General features: G+C 62.5%; 16 protein-coding genes. 8 read left to right on the forward strand and 8 right to left on the reverse strand.

Annotated elements, in window-relative coordinates; all coding sequences use genetic code 11:
- The first annotated feature begins 1 nt into the window (after position 1).
- Genes HK439_RS04890 through HK439_RS04905 form a run of 4 tightly spaced genes read left to right on the forward strand, consistent with a single transcriptional unit; the run spans position 2 to position 3,771 of the window.
- Complete coding sequence (locus tag HK439_RS04890) at positions 2 to 1,282, forward strand: TRAP transporter large permease (protein WP_190290268.1); 1,281 nt, start codon at positions 2 to 4, stop codon at positions 1,280 to 1,282.
- A 16-nt stretch (positions 1,283 to 1,298) separates the two neighbouring features.
- The gene (locus HK439_RS04895; RefSeq protein ID WP_190290269.1) at positions 1,299 to 2,090 is read left to right on the forward strand and encodes an enoyl-CoA hydratase/isomerase family protein; all 792 of its coding nucleotides are present in this window, start codon (positions 1,299 to 1,301) and stop codon (positions 2,088 to 2,090) included.
- A gap of 1 nt (position 2,091) precedes the next feature.
- Positions 2,092 to 3,303, forward strand: a complete 1,212-nt coding sequence (locus tag HK439_RS04900; protein WP_190290270.1) for a CaiB/BaiF CoA transferase family protein — start codon at positions 2,092 to 2,094, stop codon at positions 3,301 to 3,303.
- 33 nt (positions 3,304 to 3,336) lie between these two features.
- Entirely contained in the window at positions 3,337 to 3,771 is a 435-nt protein-coding gene (locus HK439_RS04905) for a GlcG/HbpS family heme-binding protein (RefSeq protein ID WP_190290271.1), read from the forward strand.
- 19 nt (positions 3,772 to 3,790) lie between these two features.
- Here HK439_RS04905 and HK439_RS04910 read toward each other — a convergent pair whose 3' ends face one another.
- On the reverse strand, positions 3,791 to 6,454 hold the full coding sequence (locus tag HK439_RS04910) for a cation-transporting P-type ATPase (protein ID WP_328804105.1): 2,664 nt from the start codon (positions 6,452 to 6,454) through the stop codon (positions 3,791 to 3,793).
- Positions 6,455 to 6,669: 215 nt separating this feature from the next.
- On the opposite strand from HK439_RS04910, the gene HK439_RS04915 reads away from it, so the two are divergent.
- From HK439_RS04915 to HK439_RS04930, 4 genes are all read left to right on the forward strand, one after another.
- Complete coding sequence (locus HK439_RS04915; RefSeq protein ID WP_328804111.1) at positions 6,670 to 7,197, forward strand: RNA polymerase sigma factor; 528 nt, start codon at positions 6,670 to 6,672, stop codon at positions 7,195 to 7,197.
- Positions 7,194 to 8,000 carry a hypothetical protein gene (locus HK439_RS04920; protein ID WP_190290274.1) on the forward strand — a complete coding sequence of 269 codons (807 nt, stop codon included), beginning with the start codon at positions 7,194 to 7,196 and terminating at the stop codon, positions 7,998 to 8,000. Before HK439_RS04915 ends, HK439_RS04920 begins: the two co-directional genes overlap by 4 nt.
- A gap of 122 nt (positions 8,001 to 8,122) precedes the next feature.
- On the forward strand, positions 8,123 to 9,388 hold the full coding sequence (locus HK439_RS04925; protein ID WP_190290275.1) for a sulfite oxidase: 1,266 nt from the start codon (positions 8,123 to 8,125) through the stop codon (positions 9,386 to 9,388).
- Positions 9,389 to 9,458: 70 nt separating this feature from the next.
- A complete protein-coding gene (locus HK439_RS04930) occupies positions 9,459 to 10,181 on the forward strand; it encodes a c-type cytochrome (RefSeq protein WP_190290276.1) in 723 nt (240 codons plus the stop codon).
- Positions 10,182 to 10,224: 43 nt separating this feature from the next.
- Here the strand turns inward: HK439_RS04930 and HK439_RS04935 are convergent, their stop codons facing one another.
- The 7 genes from HK439_RS04935 to HK439_RS04965 form a co-directional block, all read right to left on the reverse strand.
- Positions 10,225 to 10,431 (reverse strand): hypothetical protein, encoded by a 207-nt coding sequence (locus tag HK439_RS04935; protein WP_190290277.1) that lies wholly within the window; start codon positions 10,429 to 10,431, stop codon positions 10,225 to 10,227.
- Positions 10,428 to 10,949 carry a hypothetical protein gene (locus tag HK439_RS04940; RefSeq protein WP_190290278.1) on the reverse strand — a complete coding sequence of 174 codons (522 nt, stop codon included), beginning with the start codon at positions 10,947 to 10,949 and terminating at the stop codon, positions 10,428 to 10,430. Before HK439_RS04940 ends, HK439_RS04935 begins: the two co-directional genes overlap by 4 nt.
- 5 nt (positions 10,950 to 10,954) lie before the next feature.
- Positions 10,955 to 12,193 (reverse strand): agmatinase family protein, encoded by a 1,239-nt coding sequence (locus HK439_RS04945; RefSeq protein ID WP_190290279.1) that lies wholly within the window; start codon positions 12,191 to 12,193, stop codon positions 10,955 to 10,957.
- Positions 12,194 to 12,209: 16 nt separating this feature from the next.
- Positions 12,210 to 12,998: an ABC transporter ATP-binding protein gene (locus HK439_RS04950; protein WP_190290280.1), complete on the reverse strand. Its 789-nt coding sequence runs from the start codon at positions 12,996 to 12,998 to the stop codon at positions 12,210 to 12,212.
- Positions 12,995 to 13,816 carry an ABC transporter permease gene (locus HK439_RS04955; RefSeq protein ID WP_190290281.1) on the reverse strand — a complete coding sequence of 274 codons (822 nt, stop codon included), beginning with the start codon at positions 13,814 to 13,816 and terminating at the stop codon, positions 12,995 to 12,997. The genes HK439_RS04950 and HK439_RS04955 overlap by 4 nt, the downstream gene beginning before the upstream one ends.
- 4 nt (positions 13,817 to 13,820) lie before the next feature.
- On the reverse strand, positions 13,821 to 14,873 hold the full coding sequence (locus HK439_RS04960; RefSeq protein ID WP_190290282.1) for an isopenicillin N synthase family dioxygenase: 1,053 nt from the start codon (positions 14,871 to 14,873) through the stop codon (positions 13,821 to 13,823).
- An 82-nt stretch (positions 14,874 to 14,955) separates the two neighbouring features.
- A complete protein-coding gene (locus tag HK439_RS04965) occupies positions 14,956 to 16,026 on the reverse strand; it encodes a putative urea ABC transporter substrate-binding protein (protein WP_190290283.1) in 1,071 nt (356 codons plus the stop codon).
- Positions 16,027 to 16,259: the final 233 nt, after the last annotated feature.

Here is a 16,259-nt window from a genome sequence, read left to right on the forward strand (position 1 = left end):
CATGCTGATTTTCTGGATGTTTGTCGCACTGGTGGTGCTGATCTGCCTGAATGTGCCGATTGCCGTTGCGCTTGGCGTGTCGGCGCTGCTGGGGCTCGTGGTCACCGAAGGGCCCGACAGTATCGTCACCATGGCGCTCGACATGTATGACGGCTCGACGAAATTCTCCCTGATCGCGATCCCGATGTTCGTGCTGGCCGGCGCCATCATGAATGCGTCCGGCATTTCGCGCCGGTTGATTGCCTTCGTCGCAGCCCTCATCGGCTTCGTTCGCGGCGGGCTTTCCATGGTCACCATCGGCGTGTCGCTGTTCTTCGCCGAAATCTCGGGCAGTGCCGTCGCAGATGTGGCGGCCATCGGCTCCATCCTGATCCCGGCGATGAAGAAGCGCGGCTATGGAGGTCCCTTTGCCGCTGCCGTGACCTCGTCTTCTGCCTCACTGGCGATCATCATTCCGCCGTCGATCCCGATGATCCTCTATGCGGTCTCGGCCAACACCTCGGTGGAACAGCTGTTCGTGGCCGGTTTCGTACCGGGTCTTCTCGGGGCGGCCGGCCTGATGGGGGTCGCCTATTTCTTTGCCCGCAAATACGATTTCCCCGTCGAGGATACGTTCAACGTTGCCACGCTGAAGGCAACCTTCCTCGATGCGCTGCCGACCTTCGCGCTGCCGGTGATCATTCTGGGCGGTATTTTCGGCGGCTTCGTCACGGCGACGGAGGCAGCCGGACTTGCGGTGCTCGCCTCGATCGTGATCGGGATCTACTACAACGAGGTCAACCTGCGCCGCCTGAAAGCGGCCATGCTCGACGGCGGCATGCAGACCGCAGTCGTCATGCTGCTGGTTGCGGCTTCAGTCCTGATGGGCGGGTTCCTGACCCGCGCCCAGATCCCGCAGCAGATCGCCGCCGAGATCCTGGCCTTCACCAGCAATAAATACGCGATCCTGTTGATCCTGAACGTGTTCTTCCTGGTCATCGGCTTCTTCCTGCACTCGGCTGCCGCCATCATCCTGGTGGTGCCGATCGTCATTCCGCTGATACAGCAGGTTGGCATCGATCCGGTCCACTTCGGTCTCGTGGTGACCCTCAATCTGGCCATCGGCCAGCAGACGCCGCCGGTGGCGAGCGTGCTGATCACCTCGTGCTCGATCGCCCGGGCGAACATCTGGGAAGTGTCGAAGGTCAACATCTACTTCGTGGCGGTTCTGCTCACCGTCTTGTTGATGTGCACCTATATTCCGGCGATACCGATGTTCCTGGTCGACTATTTCTATCGCTGAGGCAGGCCGCAGTCCCATGACGACATCATCGGAAGAACTCATCTACGAGCTGCAGAACGGTATCGGGCGGATCACCCTGAACCGTCCCCAGGCGCGCAATGCGCTGACCTTCGACATGTACGAACGCCTCGCGGAGGTCTGCAGTACTGTCCCTGCCGACGGCTCGGTCAAGGCGATCATCGTCACCGGGGCCGGGGACAAGGCCTTCGCGGCGGGAACCGATATTTCCCAGTTCCGGGCCTTCAAGACCCCGTCGGATGCGCTGGCCTACGAAGAACGGATCGACGCGGTCATGACCGCCGTGGAACGGTGTCCGGTGCCGACCATTGCCGCAATTCACGGGGCGTGCACCGGAGGCGGCGCGGGCATTGCCGCTGCCTGCGATCTGCGTCTGACATCGAAGGATCTGAAATTCGGATTTCCGATCGCTCGCACCCTCGGCAACTGCCTGTCCACTTCCAACCTGATGCGGCTGGTGACGCTGGTCGGCGCGGGGCGGACACGCGAACTAATCTTCACCGCGCGGCTGATCGGTGCGGACGAGGCTTCCGCCCTCGGGCTCGTCTCGGAAGTGCTGGAGACCCAGGATGCCCTGATGACACGGGCGGAAGAACTGGCGGACCAGATGGCGACCTTCGCGCCTTTGACCCTTCGCGCAACCAAGGAAGCCCTGCGCCGGCTGAAGGAGGCGCAGCAGTCGGTCCTGGAAGACAGGGATCTCATCGAGATGTGCTACATGAGCGAGGACTTTCGCGAAGGCCTGGAAGCCTTTCTCGGCAAGCGCCGTCCGGACTGGAAGGGGCGCTGAGATGGCGGACGATATCAAGGGGCCTCTCGACGGCTGCAAGGTGATCGAGCTTGCCCATATCATGGCAGGTCCCGTTTGCGGGCTGATGCTGGCGGATATGGGTGCGGAGGTGATCAAGGTGGAAAAGGAGGCGGGCGACGATACCCGCCGCAGCGTTCCACCGTCCATCGAGGGCGAATCCGCCGCCTTCATGATGATGAACCGCAACAAGCGCGATATCGTTCTGAACCTCAAGAGCGAGAAGGGCCGAGAAGCGCTGCTCCGGCTCATCAAGGATGCCGACATCCTGGTGGAGAATTACCGCAGGGACACAATGGAAAAGCTCGGTCTCGGCTACGAGACGCTGAAGGAGCTCAATCCGGGACTGATCTACTGCGGGATTTCCGGTTTCGGCCGAACCGGGCCCTATGCGGACCGCGGCGGCTTCGACCTGATCGCGCAAGGCATGTCCGGGCTGATGGCTATCACCGGCGAGGGCCATGGTCGGCCACCGGTCAAGGTCGGGGCGCCGGTCACCGATATTACAGCCGGCATTCTCGGCGCGATGGGGTGCCTTGCGGCCTATGTCCGCCGTCTGAAGACCGGGAAAGGCCAGCAGGTCGACACGTCCCTGTTCGAAGCCGGCATTACCCATACCTACTGGCAGTCCGCGATTGCCTTCGCGACCAGTGTCTCGCCGGGACCCATGGGCTCGGCGCATCCGTTGAACGCACCCTATCAGGCGTTCCAGACCTCTGACGGCTGGATCAATATCGGTGCCGCCAACCAGACCAACTGGCTGCGGCTGTTGAAACTGATCGAGGCGGAGCATCTGGCGGAGGATCCGCGGTTCAGGGCCAACGCCGACCGGATGGCGCATCTGGAAGAGCTGGAAGCGGAACTGAACGCGATCTTCCGGACGAAACCGAGCGCCGACTGGCTCGACCTCCTGCAGCAGGGTGGCTTTCCGGCCGGCCCTGTCCTGTCTATTTCCGACATGCACCAGGATCCGCAGGCGCTGGCGCGGGAGATGATCGTCGAGACAGACCATCCGGTTGCCGGAGCGGTCAAGACGATCGGGGTGCCGGTGAAATTCTCCGAAACGCCGGGCGGTGTGCGCCGGCCCGCACCCTTGCTCGGCCAGCACACGCGCGAAGTCCTCGCTGAGGCGGGCTACAGCACGAGCGAAATCGAGCAGATGCTGATAGACGGCGCCGCTGTTGCTGCAGACTGACAAGGCATAACAGATCAACGGGACGGAAGACCAATGACCAGCGAAATTAGCCAGGGCATGGCCCATGACATCATGACCGCCGCATTCGCCAAAGCTGCGGAAATGGGGCTCAAGCCTCTGACCGTTGCCGTCCTGGATGCTGGCGGTCATCTGAAGGCGCTATCCCGCCAGGACGGAACCAGCACGCTGCGGCCGGAAATCGCCCAGGGCAAGGCGCGGGGCGCGATCTCCATGGGTCTCGGCTCGCGCGCCCTGTTCAAGCGGGCGCAAGAGCAGCCCTATTTCATCCAGTCCATGAATGCGCTCTCCGACGGATCGCTCGTGCCGGTGCCCGGCGGCGTGCTTGCCCGCAATCAGGCAGGAAAGATCATCGGCGCGGTCGGCATCACTGGCGACAGCTCGGACAATGACGAGACCTGCGCCATTGCAGGCATCGAGGCCGTGGGGCTGGTCGCCGACGCGGGCTGACCGGAATTCCATCGGTTGGTCAGCGGCGGACCTGCGCAATCAGGAGCGCACCGATCTGATTGGCCGCGAGGGGTGCCGCGCTCATGCCGAGAATGATCAGCCACATGTCGCGATCCGGGGGAACGATCTGCAGAATGTCCGCTATTGCCGGAACATAGGCCGGAACGATCAGCAGCAGGCTGCAAAGTGCGATCGCGCCCCAGATCCAGCCGTTCCGCGTCACTTCATTGAAGAACAGCCCCGATTTCCTGTGGCGCATGTTGAAGACATGCCAGAGCTGGGAAAAGGCGAGCGTCAGGAACGTGATCGTCACAAGTGCGTCCGGGTCGGGGGCGAGCCAGTATTGGGCGGTAAACAGCGCCCCGAATGTGCCGGCCGTCAGCACAAGGCTCTGGGCGACGATCGCAGACCACTGGTCCCGTCCGAGGATCGGTTCCTTCGGCGGGCGCGGCGGCTGGTTCATGATGTCTTTTTCACCTTCACCCAGGGCCAGTGCAAAGGCGGGAAAAACGTCCGTGACAAGGTTCAGATAGAGGATCTGCAAAGCCAGAATCGGGAGCGGTAGGTTGGAAAGGACGGCAATGCCGACAACGAGGACTTCGCTGAGGTTGCAGGACAACAGATAGGCGGCAAAGCGGCGGATATTGCCGAATATGATGCGTCCTTCGCGGACCGCTTTCACGATCGTCGGAAAGGCATCGTCGAGCAGGATCATGGCGGCCGCCTGCCGGGCGACGTCGGTTCCGCGAAGGCCCATGGCAATGCCGATGTCCGCCTGGCGCAGGGCAGGGGCGTCATTGACCCCGTCTCCCGTCATCGCCACGATTTCTCCCGCATCCTGATAGGCCCTGACAAGGGCGAGCTTTTCCGATGGATTGACCCGGGAGAAAATATCCGTTTCCAGCAGTTTGCCTGTGTCGGACTTGTTCAAGCCAGAGAGTTCCGGCCCGTCGATCATCCTGGATGTCTCGCTGCCCAATCCGACATGCCGGGCAATGCTGCGTGCTGTTACCGCATGGTCGCCGGTCACCATGACGACCCGCATTCCGGCTTCCCGGCAGCCGCGAATGGCATCGGGGACATCGACCCGCGCCGGGTCTTCAAGGCCGATCAGCCCGAGGAAGGTGAGGCCGTCATACGGGTTTTCCTCGGCGGTTGGTCCGGTCTTGGTGGCACAGGCCAGGACCCGCAGGCCCTGATGCCCGAGGGTTTCGATGCGCTTCAACCAGACAGCGCGTGCCGCGTCGTCCATGGGCGAAACGCCGTCGGCGGTAGAAATGAATGCGGCCCGGCGCAACACCATTTCCGGCGCGCCCTTGGCGGCATAGAGATAACCGTCACCGTCCTCATGAACGGTGGCCATCATCTTCGTCGAGGCATCGAATGCGTGTTCGCAAACGCGCGGATGCTGGTCCAACAAGGCGTTCTGCGTCAGCCCGGTGCGATCTCCGAGACGCAGCAGGGCCTGCTCCATCGGGTCGCCGCTGTGGTCGGTCTCGTTCTCGCCGAGAGCGGCGTTGTTGCAGAGAACGGCGACCTGCGCCAACTGGCGGAACTGCGGCCGGTCTTCCAGGGTCGGGCTTTTCGTATCCGCCGCGCCGGACATCGGGTCGAGTTCGAGTTCACCGGCTGGAACCCAAAGACGCCGGACGGCCATCCGGTTTTCCGTCAGCGTCCCGGTCTTGTCGGTCAGGATCACGGTCGTCGCCCCGAGGATCTCGACCGCCGGCAGGCGTTCGATCAGGGCATTCTGCCGGGCCATGCGCCACATGCCGCGCGCAAGCGTCAGCGTGGCGACCACCGGAAGGCCTTCAGGAATTGCAGCGACCGACAGCGCAATGGCGCTGTTGACCATCAGCAGGATGTCTCCGCCTTTCAGAATGCCCGTGCCGGCAATCAGCGCGGTCAGAACGAGGGTCGCCCAGACAAGTTGACCGGACAGCTTCGCCAGGCCTTTTTCAAGCGGGGATTCTTCCGGCTGCGCTTCCTCGGCAAGCCGGGATATGCGGCCGAGTTCGGTTTCCGCCCCGACAGCAACCACGACACCGGTTCCGCTGCCCCGGGTGACCAGCGTGCCCTTGAAAAGCATGGAGGTCCGGTCGGCGACAAGCGCGTCGGCCGCCACCGGCTCCTGCGACTTGTCGACGGCAACGGATTCACCGGTCAGGGCCGACTCATCGGCGCCGATATTCGAGGCTTCGATCAGGCGGATATCGGCCGAGACACCGTCTCCGCCTTCAAACAGGACAATATCTCCGACCACAAGGTCTTCAGCAGGAACGGTGCGGACCTGACCGTTTCGCCGAACACGCGCAGACCGGGTGCCGAGTGTTCGCAAGGCCTCGATTGACCGGGCGGCCTTGATTTCCGTCCCGAAACCGATTGCGGAATTCAGGGCGAGGACGACGAGGATCGCGGCCCCCTGGCTCCATTCGCCGAAATAGAGCGCAAGCAGTGCCGCCGCGCCGAGAAGATAGACAACCGGGCTTTTGACCTGGTGAAGCAGGACAATGAGCGGACGCACCTTTTTGCGCATTTCAATGGTGTTCCGGCCGTAGCGCGCCCGGCTTTCCGCCACCTCCGGATCGGACAGGCCTTCGGGCGCAGAAACGTCCAGAATTTCAAGGACATCTGCGCCGGACAGGCTATGGGCGTTTTCAGGCAGGGCGGGACGGTCGGTCACGGGGATTTGTCTTTGGCTGAGTCGGTCAACACACAACGATACATTCGGCTTTATAACCGTGGTGCGGCAACACTGCGTTGACAAGACGCAACGTCTAACCGTGCCGGATCTTCCGCCTCCGCCATTGACAGACGCCGAAGCAGAGAGGCAGCATGATTTAATCAAACGAGCAGGGCCAACCTGCCGCCGGCGCTCGAAAGGGAGGCGACGCCTTGGTGGATCAGCCGCTCAGGGACTGGATCGAGGGCAATCTCGACCGTCTCTATGGATTTGCGTTTGCACTGTCGCAAGACAGCGACCAGGCGCGTGAACTCGTTCAGGAGAGTGTCATGCATGCCCTGTCTGCGGCGCGCTGGCCGGACGGACCGGATACCTACCGGGCATGGATGTTCCGGATCCTGCGCAATGCCTTCGTCGATCGCTACCGGAAAGCCGGAAGGGAACTGTCTCTGGACGGAACCGAAGACGTTGCCGACGAATGGAGCGGCGGTTCGGGCAGCGAAAGAAAGATGATCGACATCATCACCGTCCGCATCGCGGTCGGGAGGCTGTCGATCGACCACAGGGAAATCATTGCATTGATCGATTTTGCCGGATTCAGCTACGGACAGGCGGCCGATGTGCTCGGCGTCGCGGAAGGGACGGTAATGAGTCGCATCGCGCGAGCGCGTAAAGCCCTGTTAAAAACAATGGCGGAAGATAATGTTACGCCGCTGGCACGGAGCCGCAGGACACGTCGATGAACCAAGATTTTCCCGATTGGCAGACACTGAATGCCTATGTCGACGGCGAACTGGACGCAACGACCGCCGCCGCGGTGGCCGAGGCCGCAGGTGACGATGCGGAAGTGGCAGAGCAGATTGCCATGCTCTACCAGCTCAAGGGCGTCAGTCATAATGCGACCCCCGAGGCGCCAGCCGACCTGAAGGATCTCATGCCGGCGCCGATGCGTTCGCGGCGGACACCGGTGTCGATTGCCGCCGTCGTCGCCATGCTTGCCGTTGCGGTTGCCGCGATCTGGGGCGCCTTGGAACTTGAAAGCGATCAGGCTCTGCCGCCGGAGTTGCTGGCAAGCGCACGCACGCTACATGGTCAATGGCTGCAGACGGATGCTTCAGCTGCCGGCGAGGCCCAGCCAACGGTTCTCCTTGCGGCCTTGTCGACCTTCGGACGGGTGCCATTCGTCCCGGATCTGTCGAGCACATCCCTTTCCATCGGTCTCGTCACCGTTGCCGACGGGCCGGAGGGCCATATGCTCCATGTCGGATACCGGGGAACGCACGGCTGCCACCTGAGCCTCTTCGTCGTCGAGGGCGACGCAATCCCCAAGGCTCCGCAGGATATTGTCCAGGGATCTGACGAGACCCATAGCTGGCGCGTCAGGGATCTCGGCTATCTGCTTTTTGCCAAAGGCATGGATCAGTCGCGCTTCAGGCTGATCTCCGAAAAGGTCGAGGCGGCAACGCGCCGGAATTCCCCGCTCGACAATGCTGCGCAGGAACAACTGGCGGCCAACAAGCGCCAGGCCGAAAGCTGCCATGCGTAAAAATTCGTAAGGCCAGGGAATAAAACCGGCTCCCCGAACGTTTTCCTTCTGTCAGGTCCTGCGGCCACTGACGCCGCAGCACGCGTTTATCCGTCCAACCGGGCCTGATCGGGAGGAGAAATATGACCAATCCATGGAGACAGTCACGCTTTTCGCGCCGCGAGTTCGGCAAACTGGCCGGCGCTGCCGGTTTGGCCCTGGGAGCTGGCCCGGGCCTGCTGCGTCCGGCATTCGCCGCCGGGGCCGGTGTCGATTCCGCTGAGATCATCACCGGCAAGGCATCCGGCATGGTAATTCACAATGCCAAGCTGGGCGTTATGGAAACGCCGCTGGCAATGCTGCGCAAATACGACCACACGCCCAAGGAACTGCTGTTCAGCCGCTTGCACTATCCCCATGAAGGCAATGCAGCCTGGTATGCGACGACGGCCGCGCCGGACAGGCCGGACTGGTCGATCCGGATCGATGGCCTCGTTGCCCGTCCGCGCGATGTGTCGCTCGCCGATCTGGCGAAGATGGAGCAGGTCAAGCGCGTTTCCGTCCTGCAATGCGCCGGCAACGGCCGCAGTTTCTACGCAGCCAAGGAAAAGGTCGCCGGCGGCCAGTGGCTGAACGGCGGACTCGGCAATGTCGAGTGGGAAGGCGTGCCGCTGCGGTCCTTCCTCGAGGAACAGAAGGTGCTGCCCTCCGATGCGGCGATCTGGCTGACGGCCGAGGGCTGGGACCAGCCGGCAACGCCGGAAGGGTCCGACTTCGCCAAGAGCTATCATCTGGCGGATCCGGCGCTCGACAATGCCATCATCGCGCTGAAGATGAACGGGGAACCGATCCCGGCGGTCCATGGCGGCCCGGTCCGGCTGATCATTCCCGGTTACTACGGCAACATGAACGTGAAGTTCCTGAGCGCGCTGATGTTTGCCGCGGCACAGTCGCCGAGCAAGTTCCAGTCGGTCGGTTACCGCATGCCGCTCGGACCGGTCGAACCCGGCCAGTTCGAAGCCAATGATTACACGATCTACAACAGCCGTCCGACCTACGGCCATCAGATCAAAAGCGTGATTTTTTCACCTCTGCCGGAAGACAAGCCGGGCAAGGGAGACGTGGAAATAACCGGCGTTGCCTTCAATGACGGCACCGCGAAGATCACCAGCGTCGAGGTCTCCGCGGACGGCGGCAAGACCTGGATGAGCGCCGATATCAAGCCGGCCGAAAGCCCATGGGCCTGGTATCACTGGTCGGCCAAGGCGAAGCTCGCATCCGGCTCTAACATGCTCATGTCCCGGGCGACCGATGCGCTCGGGCGCACGCAGCCGATGGATGGGCTGACCCGCTGGAACCCGCGCGGCTACGAATGGAACGGTGTCGACCGCGTGGAAGTCATGGTCTGACGGTTGCCACCTGCGGGGCGCCCCTTCGGGCGCCCCTTTTTACCCATTCCCTCAATGACTGGAGTTTCGCATGCTGCGTGAGGGCCAAATCCTGTGTCTGTGTTTTGTGAGTGTTTTGCTGTCTCCCCAGGCCAGTCGGGCCGGGTCGCGCTTCGACCTGCCGGAGGGACCGGGCCGCGAGCTGGTCTATGGCCATTGCCAGACCTGCCACGACCTGCAATCGGTCGTCGATTCAGCGGGTATCCGCAAGGGCGCCTGGGCGGCCGTGCTCGACAACATGAATGATTTCGGTTTGCGGATCTCGGAGGAGCAGCATTCCCGGATCCTCAATTATCTCGGAACCTATCTCGGCCCGCAACCCCCGGCCGAAACCACCGGCACCGCATCGGTCGCGGATGGCGGCGAAGCGGTGGATGGTGCGGCCGTCTATGCCGATACCTGCATTTCCTGCCACCAGGAGGACGGCAAAGGCAAGCCGGGAGAATTCCCGCCCTTTGCCGGTAACGGAGATCTGTTTCTCAATCCGACGTTCCCGGCCGCCGTGGCGCTTTACGGCATCGAGGGAAAGATCGAGGTTGACGGCAAGGCCTTCGACAATGTCATGCCGCCGTTCGATTTCCTGAGCGATGCGGAAATCGCGGCCGTCGTCGGCTACATCCGGTCTAATTGGGGCAATGAGAAATTGCGTCCGGCGGATCTGGAAGATCCCGCCGCTGACGATGTAGCGGCACTAAGGACGAAGGAAATGTCGTCCGAGGACATTTACGCGTTGCGCTCGTCTCTTCGCCAATAAGGGGCGCCCGACGGACGCCCCTCATGTTCGTCGATCCGTCAGTTCAGCGCTTGGCCGCAACCTTCCAGACGATGGCGGCGACGATCAGCGTGCCTGCGGCTATGCCGGCCAGGTGAAAGGGCGAATGCAGGATGTGTGCTGCGGCTTCGCCCAGGTGAATGTCGGCATGTTCGCCCGGGTGGGCGAAGGCCGGGGCAGCGGCGGTCATTCCGGCGGTAGCTGCGAAGAGTGCAGTGATGGTGCGTTTCATTGGTTCGTTTCTCCGTTTTCGATGCGTTCCGACAGCAGGTCGACGAGGTCGATGTCCGCCCGTTCGGTGAGTGAGACGTATGTGAAGGTCATGGTTTCCCGGTGGGAGACCATGTTGCCGGGGAAGGGCATGTAGACCAGTTCCCGTGAGGCGAAGGCCGGCGAGGCGGTGCCGATCTGCCAGTTGGAGGCAATAGCGGCATCGACCAGGCTCATGGTAAGCCCGTCCTTGCCCGGCCGCTGGAACGGAATGCCGGCAAGCCTCAGGTAACTGGTCTTGTCGTCAGCCGCCCGGAAACCGTCGACGAAACTCGTCGCCAGAACCTTGACTTCCTCTATCTTCTCCCGGCTCGAGGTGCCGTGCACGTGCGAATGCAGGTGATCGGCATCCGCATGGGCATGATTGTGGCCCATGCCATGACTATGGCCATGGCTGTGATCATGATGATGACGGTGGTCATGCCCGTGATGATGGTCGTGGGAATGCCCGTGATGGTGGTGGTGATGACCGTGTCCCATGGGCCTTACTCCACGTCCGGACCGGCCGGGATAGACACCGGCTTGTCGATGATGGATTTGTGCGAGCCCATCTTGCCGTGGGAAACCAGCGTGCCGAGCACGTCGACGATCACGCGGGTGGCGAGCAGGGCGGTGATGTCGGACGTGTCGTAAGGCGGAGAGACTTCCACCACCTCGAGGCCGCAGATGCCTTCGGCGGCCACGAGCGACACCAGCTCCAGCGCTTCGCGCGGCAGGAAGCCACCCGGCTCCGGCCAGCCGGTGCCCGGCACGAAGCCGCAGTCGACGCTGTCGATGTCGAAGGAGATGTAGACCGCGTCCGCATCCTTCCAGGCCAGTTCCAGCGCGCGGGTGGCGGTTTCGGCGAGGCCGAGTTCTTCCACGTCGCGCATGGTGAAGATGTTGGTGTTGCGCTTGCGCGCCACTTCCACACCTTCGCGCGGCACCTGCCAGCCGCCGATGCCGACCTGAACCAGGTTGACGGCGGGCACGTTCGCCAGATCGGTCGCATGGAACCACGGCGTGGTGTGCATGCGCTCGTCCAGATCCTTTTCCTGGATGTCGATATGGCGGTCGAAGTGGACGATGCCGATGCGTTTGGAGGTGCACTGGGCAATGCCGCGCACGCACGGGAAGCCGATGGAATGGTCGCCGCCGATCATGATCGGCAGGGCGCCGGAGGAGACCACGTGGCTGACGGCCCGGGTGATCTGGTCGAAGGTCTTTTCGATGTTGGCGGGAATCGTGAAGACGTCACCGACATCGCAAAGGGTCATCTGTTCGCGCAGGTCGACGCCCATTTCGTAGTTGTAGGGCGTGTACAGCGCGGAGATCTTGCGCACGCCCTGCGGACCGAAGCGGGTGCCCGGGCGATAGGTGGTGCCGCCGTCGAACGGAATGCCGATAACGGCCGCGTCATAGGCGCCGACCTGGGTGACGTCCTCGATGTAGGGCGCCTTCAGGAAGGTGTTGATGCCGGCATAGTGGGGCAGTTCCCCTCGGGCGAAGGTCGGGATCGACTTGTCGCTGAGGCAGTCGGACCCGGTCAGGCCCATGCGCAGGGCCCAGGCCTTTTCCTTTTCCCAGGCGGCGGAGGGCAGGGTGCCTTCCTTCTCCGCTGCCTTCCAGCCGCGCAAGGACAGCTTGTCGAAGTCGGGATGGTGCCGGCGGCTCGGCTTGGTGCGATCCAGCCGACCGGCTGCGCGGTTCCGGGTCGAGGGTCCGTGATTGTCGAAGATCGTCATGAAGGTTTTCCTTTTCTCATGCGGAATCGGGCCGGTCGTGCAACAGCGTTTCGGCCAGTTCTTTTTTCTGCCGGGCGGTCTTGTCGACCGGCAGGTCGTAAGTGATGGTCGCCCCGTAGGCCTCTGGGGCCTGGGGGTCGTGGCGAACCTTGTCGAAGACCAGCAATCGGGTGCCGAGCTTGAAGGCCTCGTTGATGTCATGGGTGACCATGAAGATGGTCATGGAGAGCTCGCGCCAGAGCCCCAGAAGAAGCTCGTGCATGTCCAAACGGATGCCCGGATCGAGCGCGCCGAAGGGCTCGTCGAGCAGCAGGATCTTCGGCCGTTTCACCAGGGCCTGGGCAATGGCGAGGCGCTGCTGCATGCCGCCGGACAGTTGCGCCGGATAGCGGTCGGTGGCCGGGGTCAGTCCGATGCGCTCCAGCAGATCTCCGATCTCGTCGCGCGCCTTCTTGCGCGCGGAGCCGAACAGGCGGCCGGTCAGCGGTGCCTGTTCGAATTCCTTGGCGAGGATCAGGTTCTGCCACACGGTCAGATGCGGAAACACCGAATAACGCTGGAAGACGATGCCGCGGTCCGGTGTCGGCTCTTCCGGCAAGGGCGCACCGTCGAGCAGGATTTCGCCCCGGCTCGGCTGTTCCTGGGACAGGAGCATGCGCAGAAAGGTGGACTTGCCGCAGCCGGACGCGCCGACAATGGTGCAGAACGCGCCCTCAGTTACGTCGATGTTCACCCGTTCCAGAACCGGGGCGCCATCGTATTCCTTGAACAGATCGTGGACAGAGAGCTTGGGCTGTCGGCTCACAGGCTGTCTCCTTCCAGGTGGTTCCAGGAGAAGGCCCGCTTGGACAGGATCAGAAGCAGCCGGTCGAGGACAAAGGCAAGCAGCGTGATCCAGGCCACGTAAGGCAGGATCAGGTCCATCGCCATGTATCTGCGGACGAGGAAGATCCGATAACCCAGTCCCTCGGTCGAAGCGATCGCTTCCGCCGAGATCAGGAAGATCCAGGCCGGCACGAGGCCGAGCCGCAGGGCGACGACGAGATTAGGCAGGATGTGGGGCAGGTAGAGCCGCGTCGTGATCTGCCAGCTCGACGCGCCAAGTGTCTCCGCCTTGATCACCAGTTCCCGCGGAATATCGAGGGCCGATTGGGCAAGCGTTCGGATCATCGCCGGGGTCGTGCCCACGATGATCAACCCGATCTTGGCGGCCTCTCCAAGGCCGAGGGTAATGAAAAGGATCGGCAGAACGGTGATCGGCGGGATCAGGGAAAACGCCGCGGTGAACTGGGCGAAAAAGGCGCGGGCCACGGGCAGCACGCCCATGGCGAGCCCGATGACCAGGGCCAGGACCGCCGAAATGGCAAGCCCGGCAAACAGCCGGTAGAGGCTTGCCGCCGTGTCGGTCCACAACAGGTAGTCGCCGTTGCGCTTGTCCGGTTCGAAGGCCATCCGGCTCATGGTGTCGGCCATGGTCTGGAACGACGGCAGCAGCTTGTCCGACGGGTTGACGGCAAGCCGCATGTCACTGGCGATCAGGTAGGTCGCAAGCAACGCGGCAAACGGCAATAGACCCAGGAAGATGGTCAGGCGTCGGGACGGTTTGCGGTTGATGAGCTTCATGCCGTCATGCGTCCTGCTTGTCCGGGTGGCGGGCGAACTGGCCGAAGGACGACAGCCCCTTGGCGTTGTCGGGCAGGGCAATCTCGTTCCGCGCCAGCTTTTCGATCATGTAGGTGAAGCTTTGCGCTGTCTGGGCGTAGAGGTGATCGCCCGCGATCAGCGGTGCGTATTTCGAGGTCCCGCCGGGAGCAACCAGCTCGGGGAGGGGCGCGATCCGGGTGTGGTAGTCGCAGGAGAAGAACAGCGGGAAGGAATAGCGTTCCTCCTTCACCTTGCGGACCCAGTGAGAGGTTGCAACGAAGGCGCCGTTGCTCAGGATTTCCAGCATGTCGCCGATATTGACCACATAGGCATCGGGCAGGAGCGGCACGTCGATCCATTCGCCCGCGCCGTTCATGACTTCGAGGCCAGGTGCGGTCGGCAGCAGCAGTGTGAAGAACTCGTAGTCGGTATGGGCGCCGATGCCCTGCACGTCGGTGGCCCCGGCATCGTAAGGGTAATGGATCAGGCGCAGCTGACTGGGCGGGGCGGTGATGAGACCATCAAAGAAGGTTTCCTCCAGGCCGAGCGCAAGCGCAAAGCCGCGGATCAGGTGTTTGCCGAGGTCGAAGATGGCCTCGTAATAGGCGTAGACGTCCTCGCGAAAGCCGGGTAGGTCCGGCCACTGGTTCGGCCCGACCATGGGCGTGCCGGCCGTGACGAGCGGATGGTCGTCGGCAAGCTCAAAGCCGAGATCAAGGGCTTCCTTGCGGTCCCGTTTGCCGCCGACCATGACTTCCTCGCCCTCGGGCACATATCCGCGGTGGCTGGACGACTTGCCGATGTAGATCTTCATTTTCTCTTCGAGCGGCAGGTCGAAGAAGCGTTTGGTCTGGGTGATCAGCCGTTCGCGCAGGTTCCGGTTCACCGGATGTCCGGTCACATAGAGGAAACCGACCTCAGATGCGGCCTGGTAGAGCTCCCGGGCCACGGCCTGTCGTGCGTCCGGATCGCTGTCATAGAGACCGGAGACGTCAACGGCGGGCAGTTCGGTAAAGGCGGTCAGTTTATTCGACATGGCTGGCCTGCTTTCGAACGGAAATTCCGAAGGAGGAGGGCGGGCCCCGCACCCCGAAAGCTGCGAGGCTCTTCCTGGTGGGTCAGAGTGCGCCTTTGGCGGCCATTTCCACGAAACTGTTGTCGAAACGCAGCTTCACGTTGTTCTTGTCGCCGTAGACGGAACCGTCCGGAAATTCGACGCCGACGAATTCGGGGCTCGGAGCGCCTTCGCCCAGGATGCCGTGGTCGTAGAGAAACTCGGCAACGAATTTCATCGTCTGCTTCAGCTTGGGATCCGTGGTGAATTCAAGCAGCTTTTCCGGGGTGTGGAACAGCGCGGTGGCAGCGAGCTGTGCCTTGTAACCGGCAAGGTCGGTGCCGGATGCCGCAGCCATGGATTCAAGCGCAGCCATGGCTTCGGGCGTGTCTGAAGCCATCAGGGACAGGGTTTCGAACCACGCGCCGACCAGGGCCTTGCCGAGAGCAGGATTGTCCTTGAGCGTCTCGGTATTGATCATCATGGCGTCGATGATTTCGCCCGGGATCTTGGAGCTGTCGAAGACGAGCTCGCCCTTCTGGTTGGCGAGGATTTCCGAAAGCATCGGGTTCCAGGTCGCAACGGCCGTGATTTCCGGGGTGCCGTAGACGGAGACCATGTCGGCGTCCGATGTGTTCACGACGGTGATGTCCTTTTCCGACAGGCCGACGGTCTCAAGCGCACGGGCCAGGAAGTAGTGGGAGACGGAGAGCTCGACCAGGTTGACGTTCTGGCCCTTGACCGAGGCAAGGTCGCCGCCCTCCTTGAGGATCAGGCCGTCGTTGCCGTTGGAATAGTCGCCTGCGATCAGAACACTGGTGTCGACACCGCCAGCGGCAGGAATGGAGAGCGCGTCCATGTTGGTCATGGCGCAGCCGTCGAATTCACCGGCCGTGTACTGGTTGATGGACTCGATATAGTCGTTGAGCTGAACCACCTCGACATTGATGCCGTACTTGTCGGCCCATTTCTTCATGATGCCGGAGTCCTGCAGGTAGCCCCAGGGCATCCAGCCGGCATAGATTGACCAGCAGACCTTGAAGTCGGTCTTCACTTCGGCGAAGGCGGAGGAAGCAGAAAGAGGCAAAGCGACCGCTGCTGCCAGGCAAAGGGATTTGGCGAAAGTTCGGATCATAACAGTACGCGTCTCCTGTCTGGGCCGCTGTTGGCGCAGCCGTTAAACGAGGTTCTCGCGCACATCCGGGAGAAGGTCTGCGCGCGCAAACCTGTGCAGTGGTCTCCCGGGTTTTTGTCCCGCCGTGTCACCGGACCTATCGGGCAGTCTGTCCTGCGTATGTCCGGCTTGCACCTCTCGGTCCTGTCTCCCTGTCGAGAGCGGATCCCTAGGCGCGCTGCACAAGGACGATC

Origin of the sequence: Roseibium aggregatum (assembly GCF_014692675.1) — a bacterium.
Classification (GTDB): Bacteria; Pseudomonadota; Alphaproteobacteria; order Rhizobiales; family Stappiaceae; genus Roseibium; species Roseibium aggregatum_C.

Coding starts and splice junctions, on each gene's coding strand:
- HK439_RS04890 (WP_190290268.1), top strand. CDS start 2: ATGCTGATTTTCTGGATGTTTGTCGCACTGGTGGTGCTGATCTGCCTG.
- HK439_RS04895 (WP_190290269.1), top strand. CDS start 1,299: ATGACGACATCATCGGAAGAACTCATCTACGAGCTGCAGAACGGTATC.
- HK439_RS04900 (WP_190290270.1), top strand. CDS start 2,092: ATGGCGGACGATATCAAGGGGCCTCTCGACGGCTGCAAGGTGATCGAG.
- HK439_RS04905 (WP_190290271.1), top strand. CDS start 3,337: ATGACCAGCGAAATTAGCCAGGGCATGGCCCATGACATCATGACCGCC.
- HK439_RS04920 (WP_190290274.1), top strand. CDS start 7,194: ATGAACCAAGATTTTCCCGATTGGCAGACACTGAATGCCTATGTCGAC.
- HK439_RS04925 (WP_190290275.1), top strand. CDS start 8,123: ATGACCAATCCATGGAGACAGTCACGCTTTTCGCGCCGCGAGTTCGGC.
- HK439_RS04930 (WP_190290276.1), top strand. CDS start 9,459: ATGCTGCGTGAGGGCCAAATCCTGTGTCTGTGTTTTGTGAGTGTTTTG.
- HK439_RS04935 (WP_190290277.1), bottom strand. CDS start 10,431: ATGAAACGCACCATCACTGCACTCTTCGCAGCTACCGCCGGAATGACC.
- HK439_RS04940 (WP_190290278.1), bottom strand. CDS start 10,949: ATGGGACACGGTCATCACCACCACCATCACGGGCATTCCCACGACCAT.
- HK439_RS04945 (WP_190290279.1), bottom strand. CDS start 12,193: ATGACGATCTTCGACAATCACGGACCCTCGACCCGGAACCGCGCAGCC.
- HK439_RS04955 (WP_190290281.1), bottom strand. CDS start 13,816: ATGAAGCTCATCAACCGCAAACCGTCCCGACGCCTGACCATCTTCCTG.
- HK439_RS04960 (WP_190290282.1), bottom strand. CDS start 14,873: ATGTCGAATAAACTGACCGCCTTTACCGAACTGCCCGCCGTTGACGTC.
- HK439_RS04965 (WP_190290283.1), bottom strand. CDS start 16,026: ATGATCCGAACTTTCGCCAAATCCCTTTGCCTGGCAGCAGCGGTCGCT.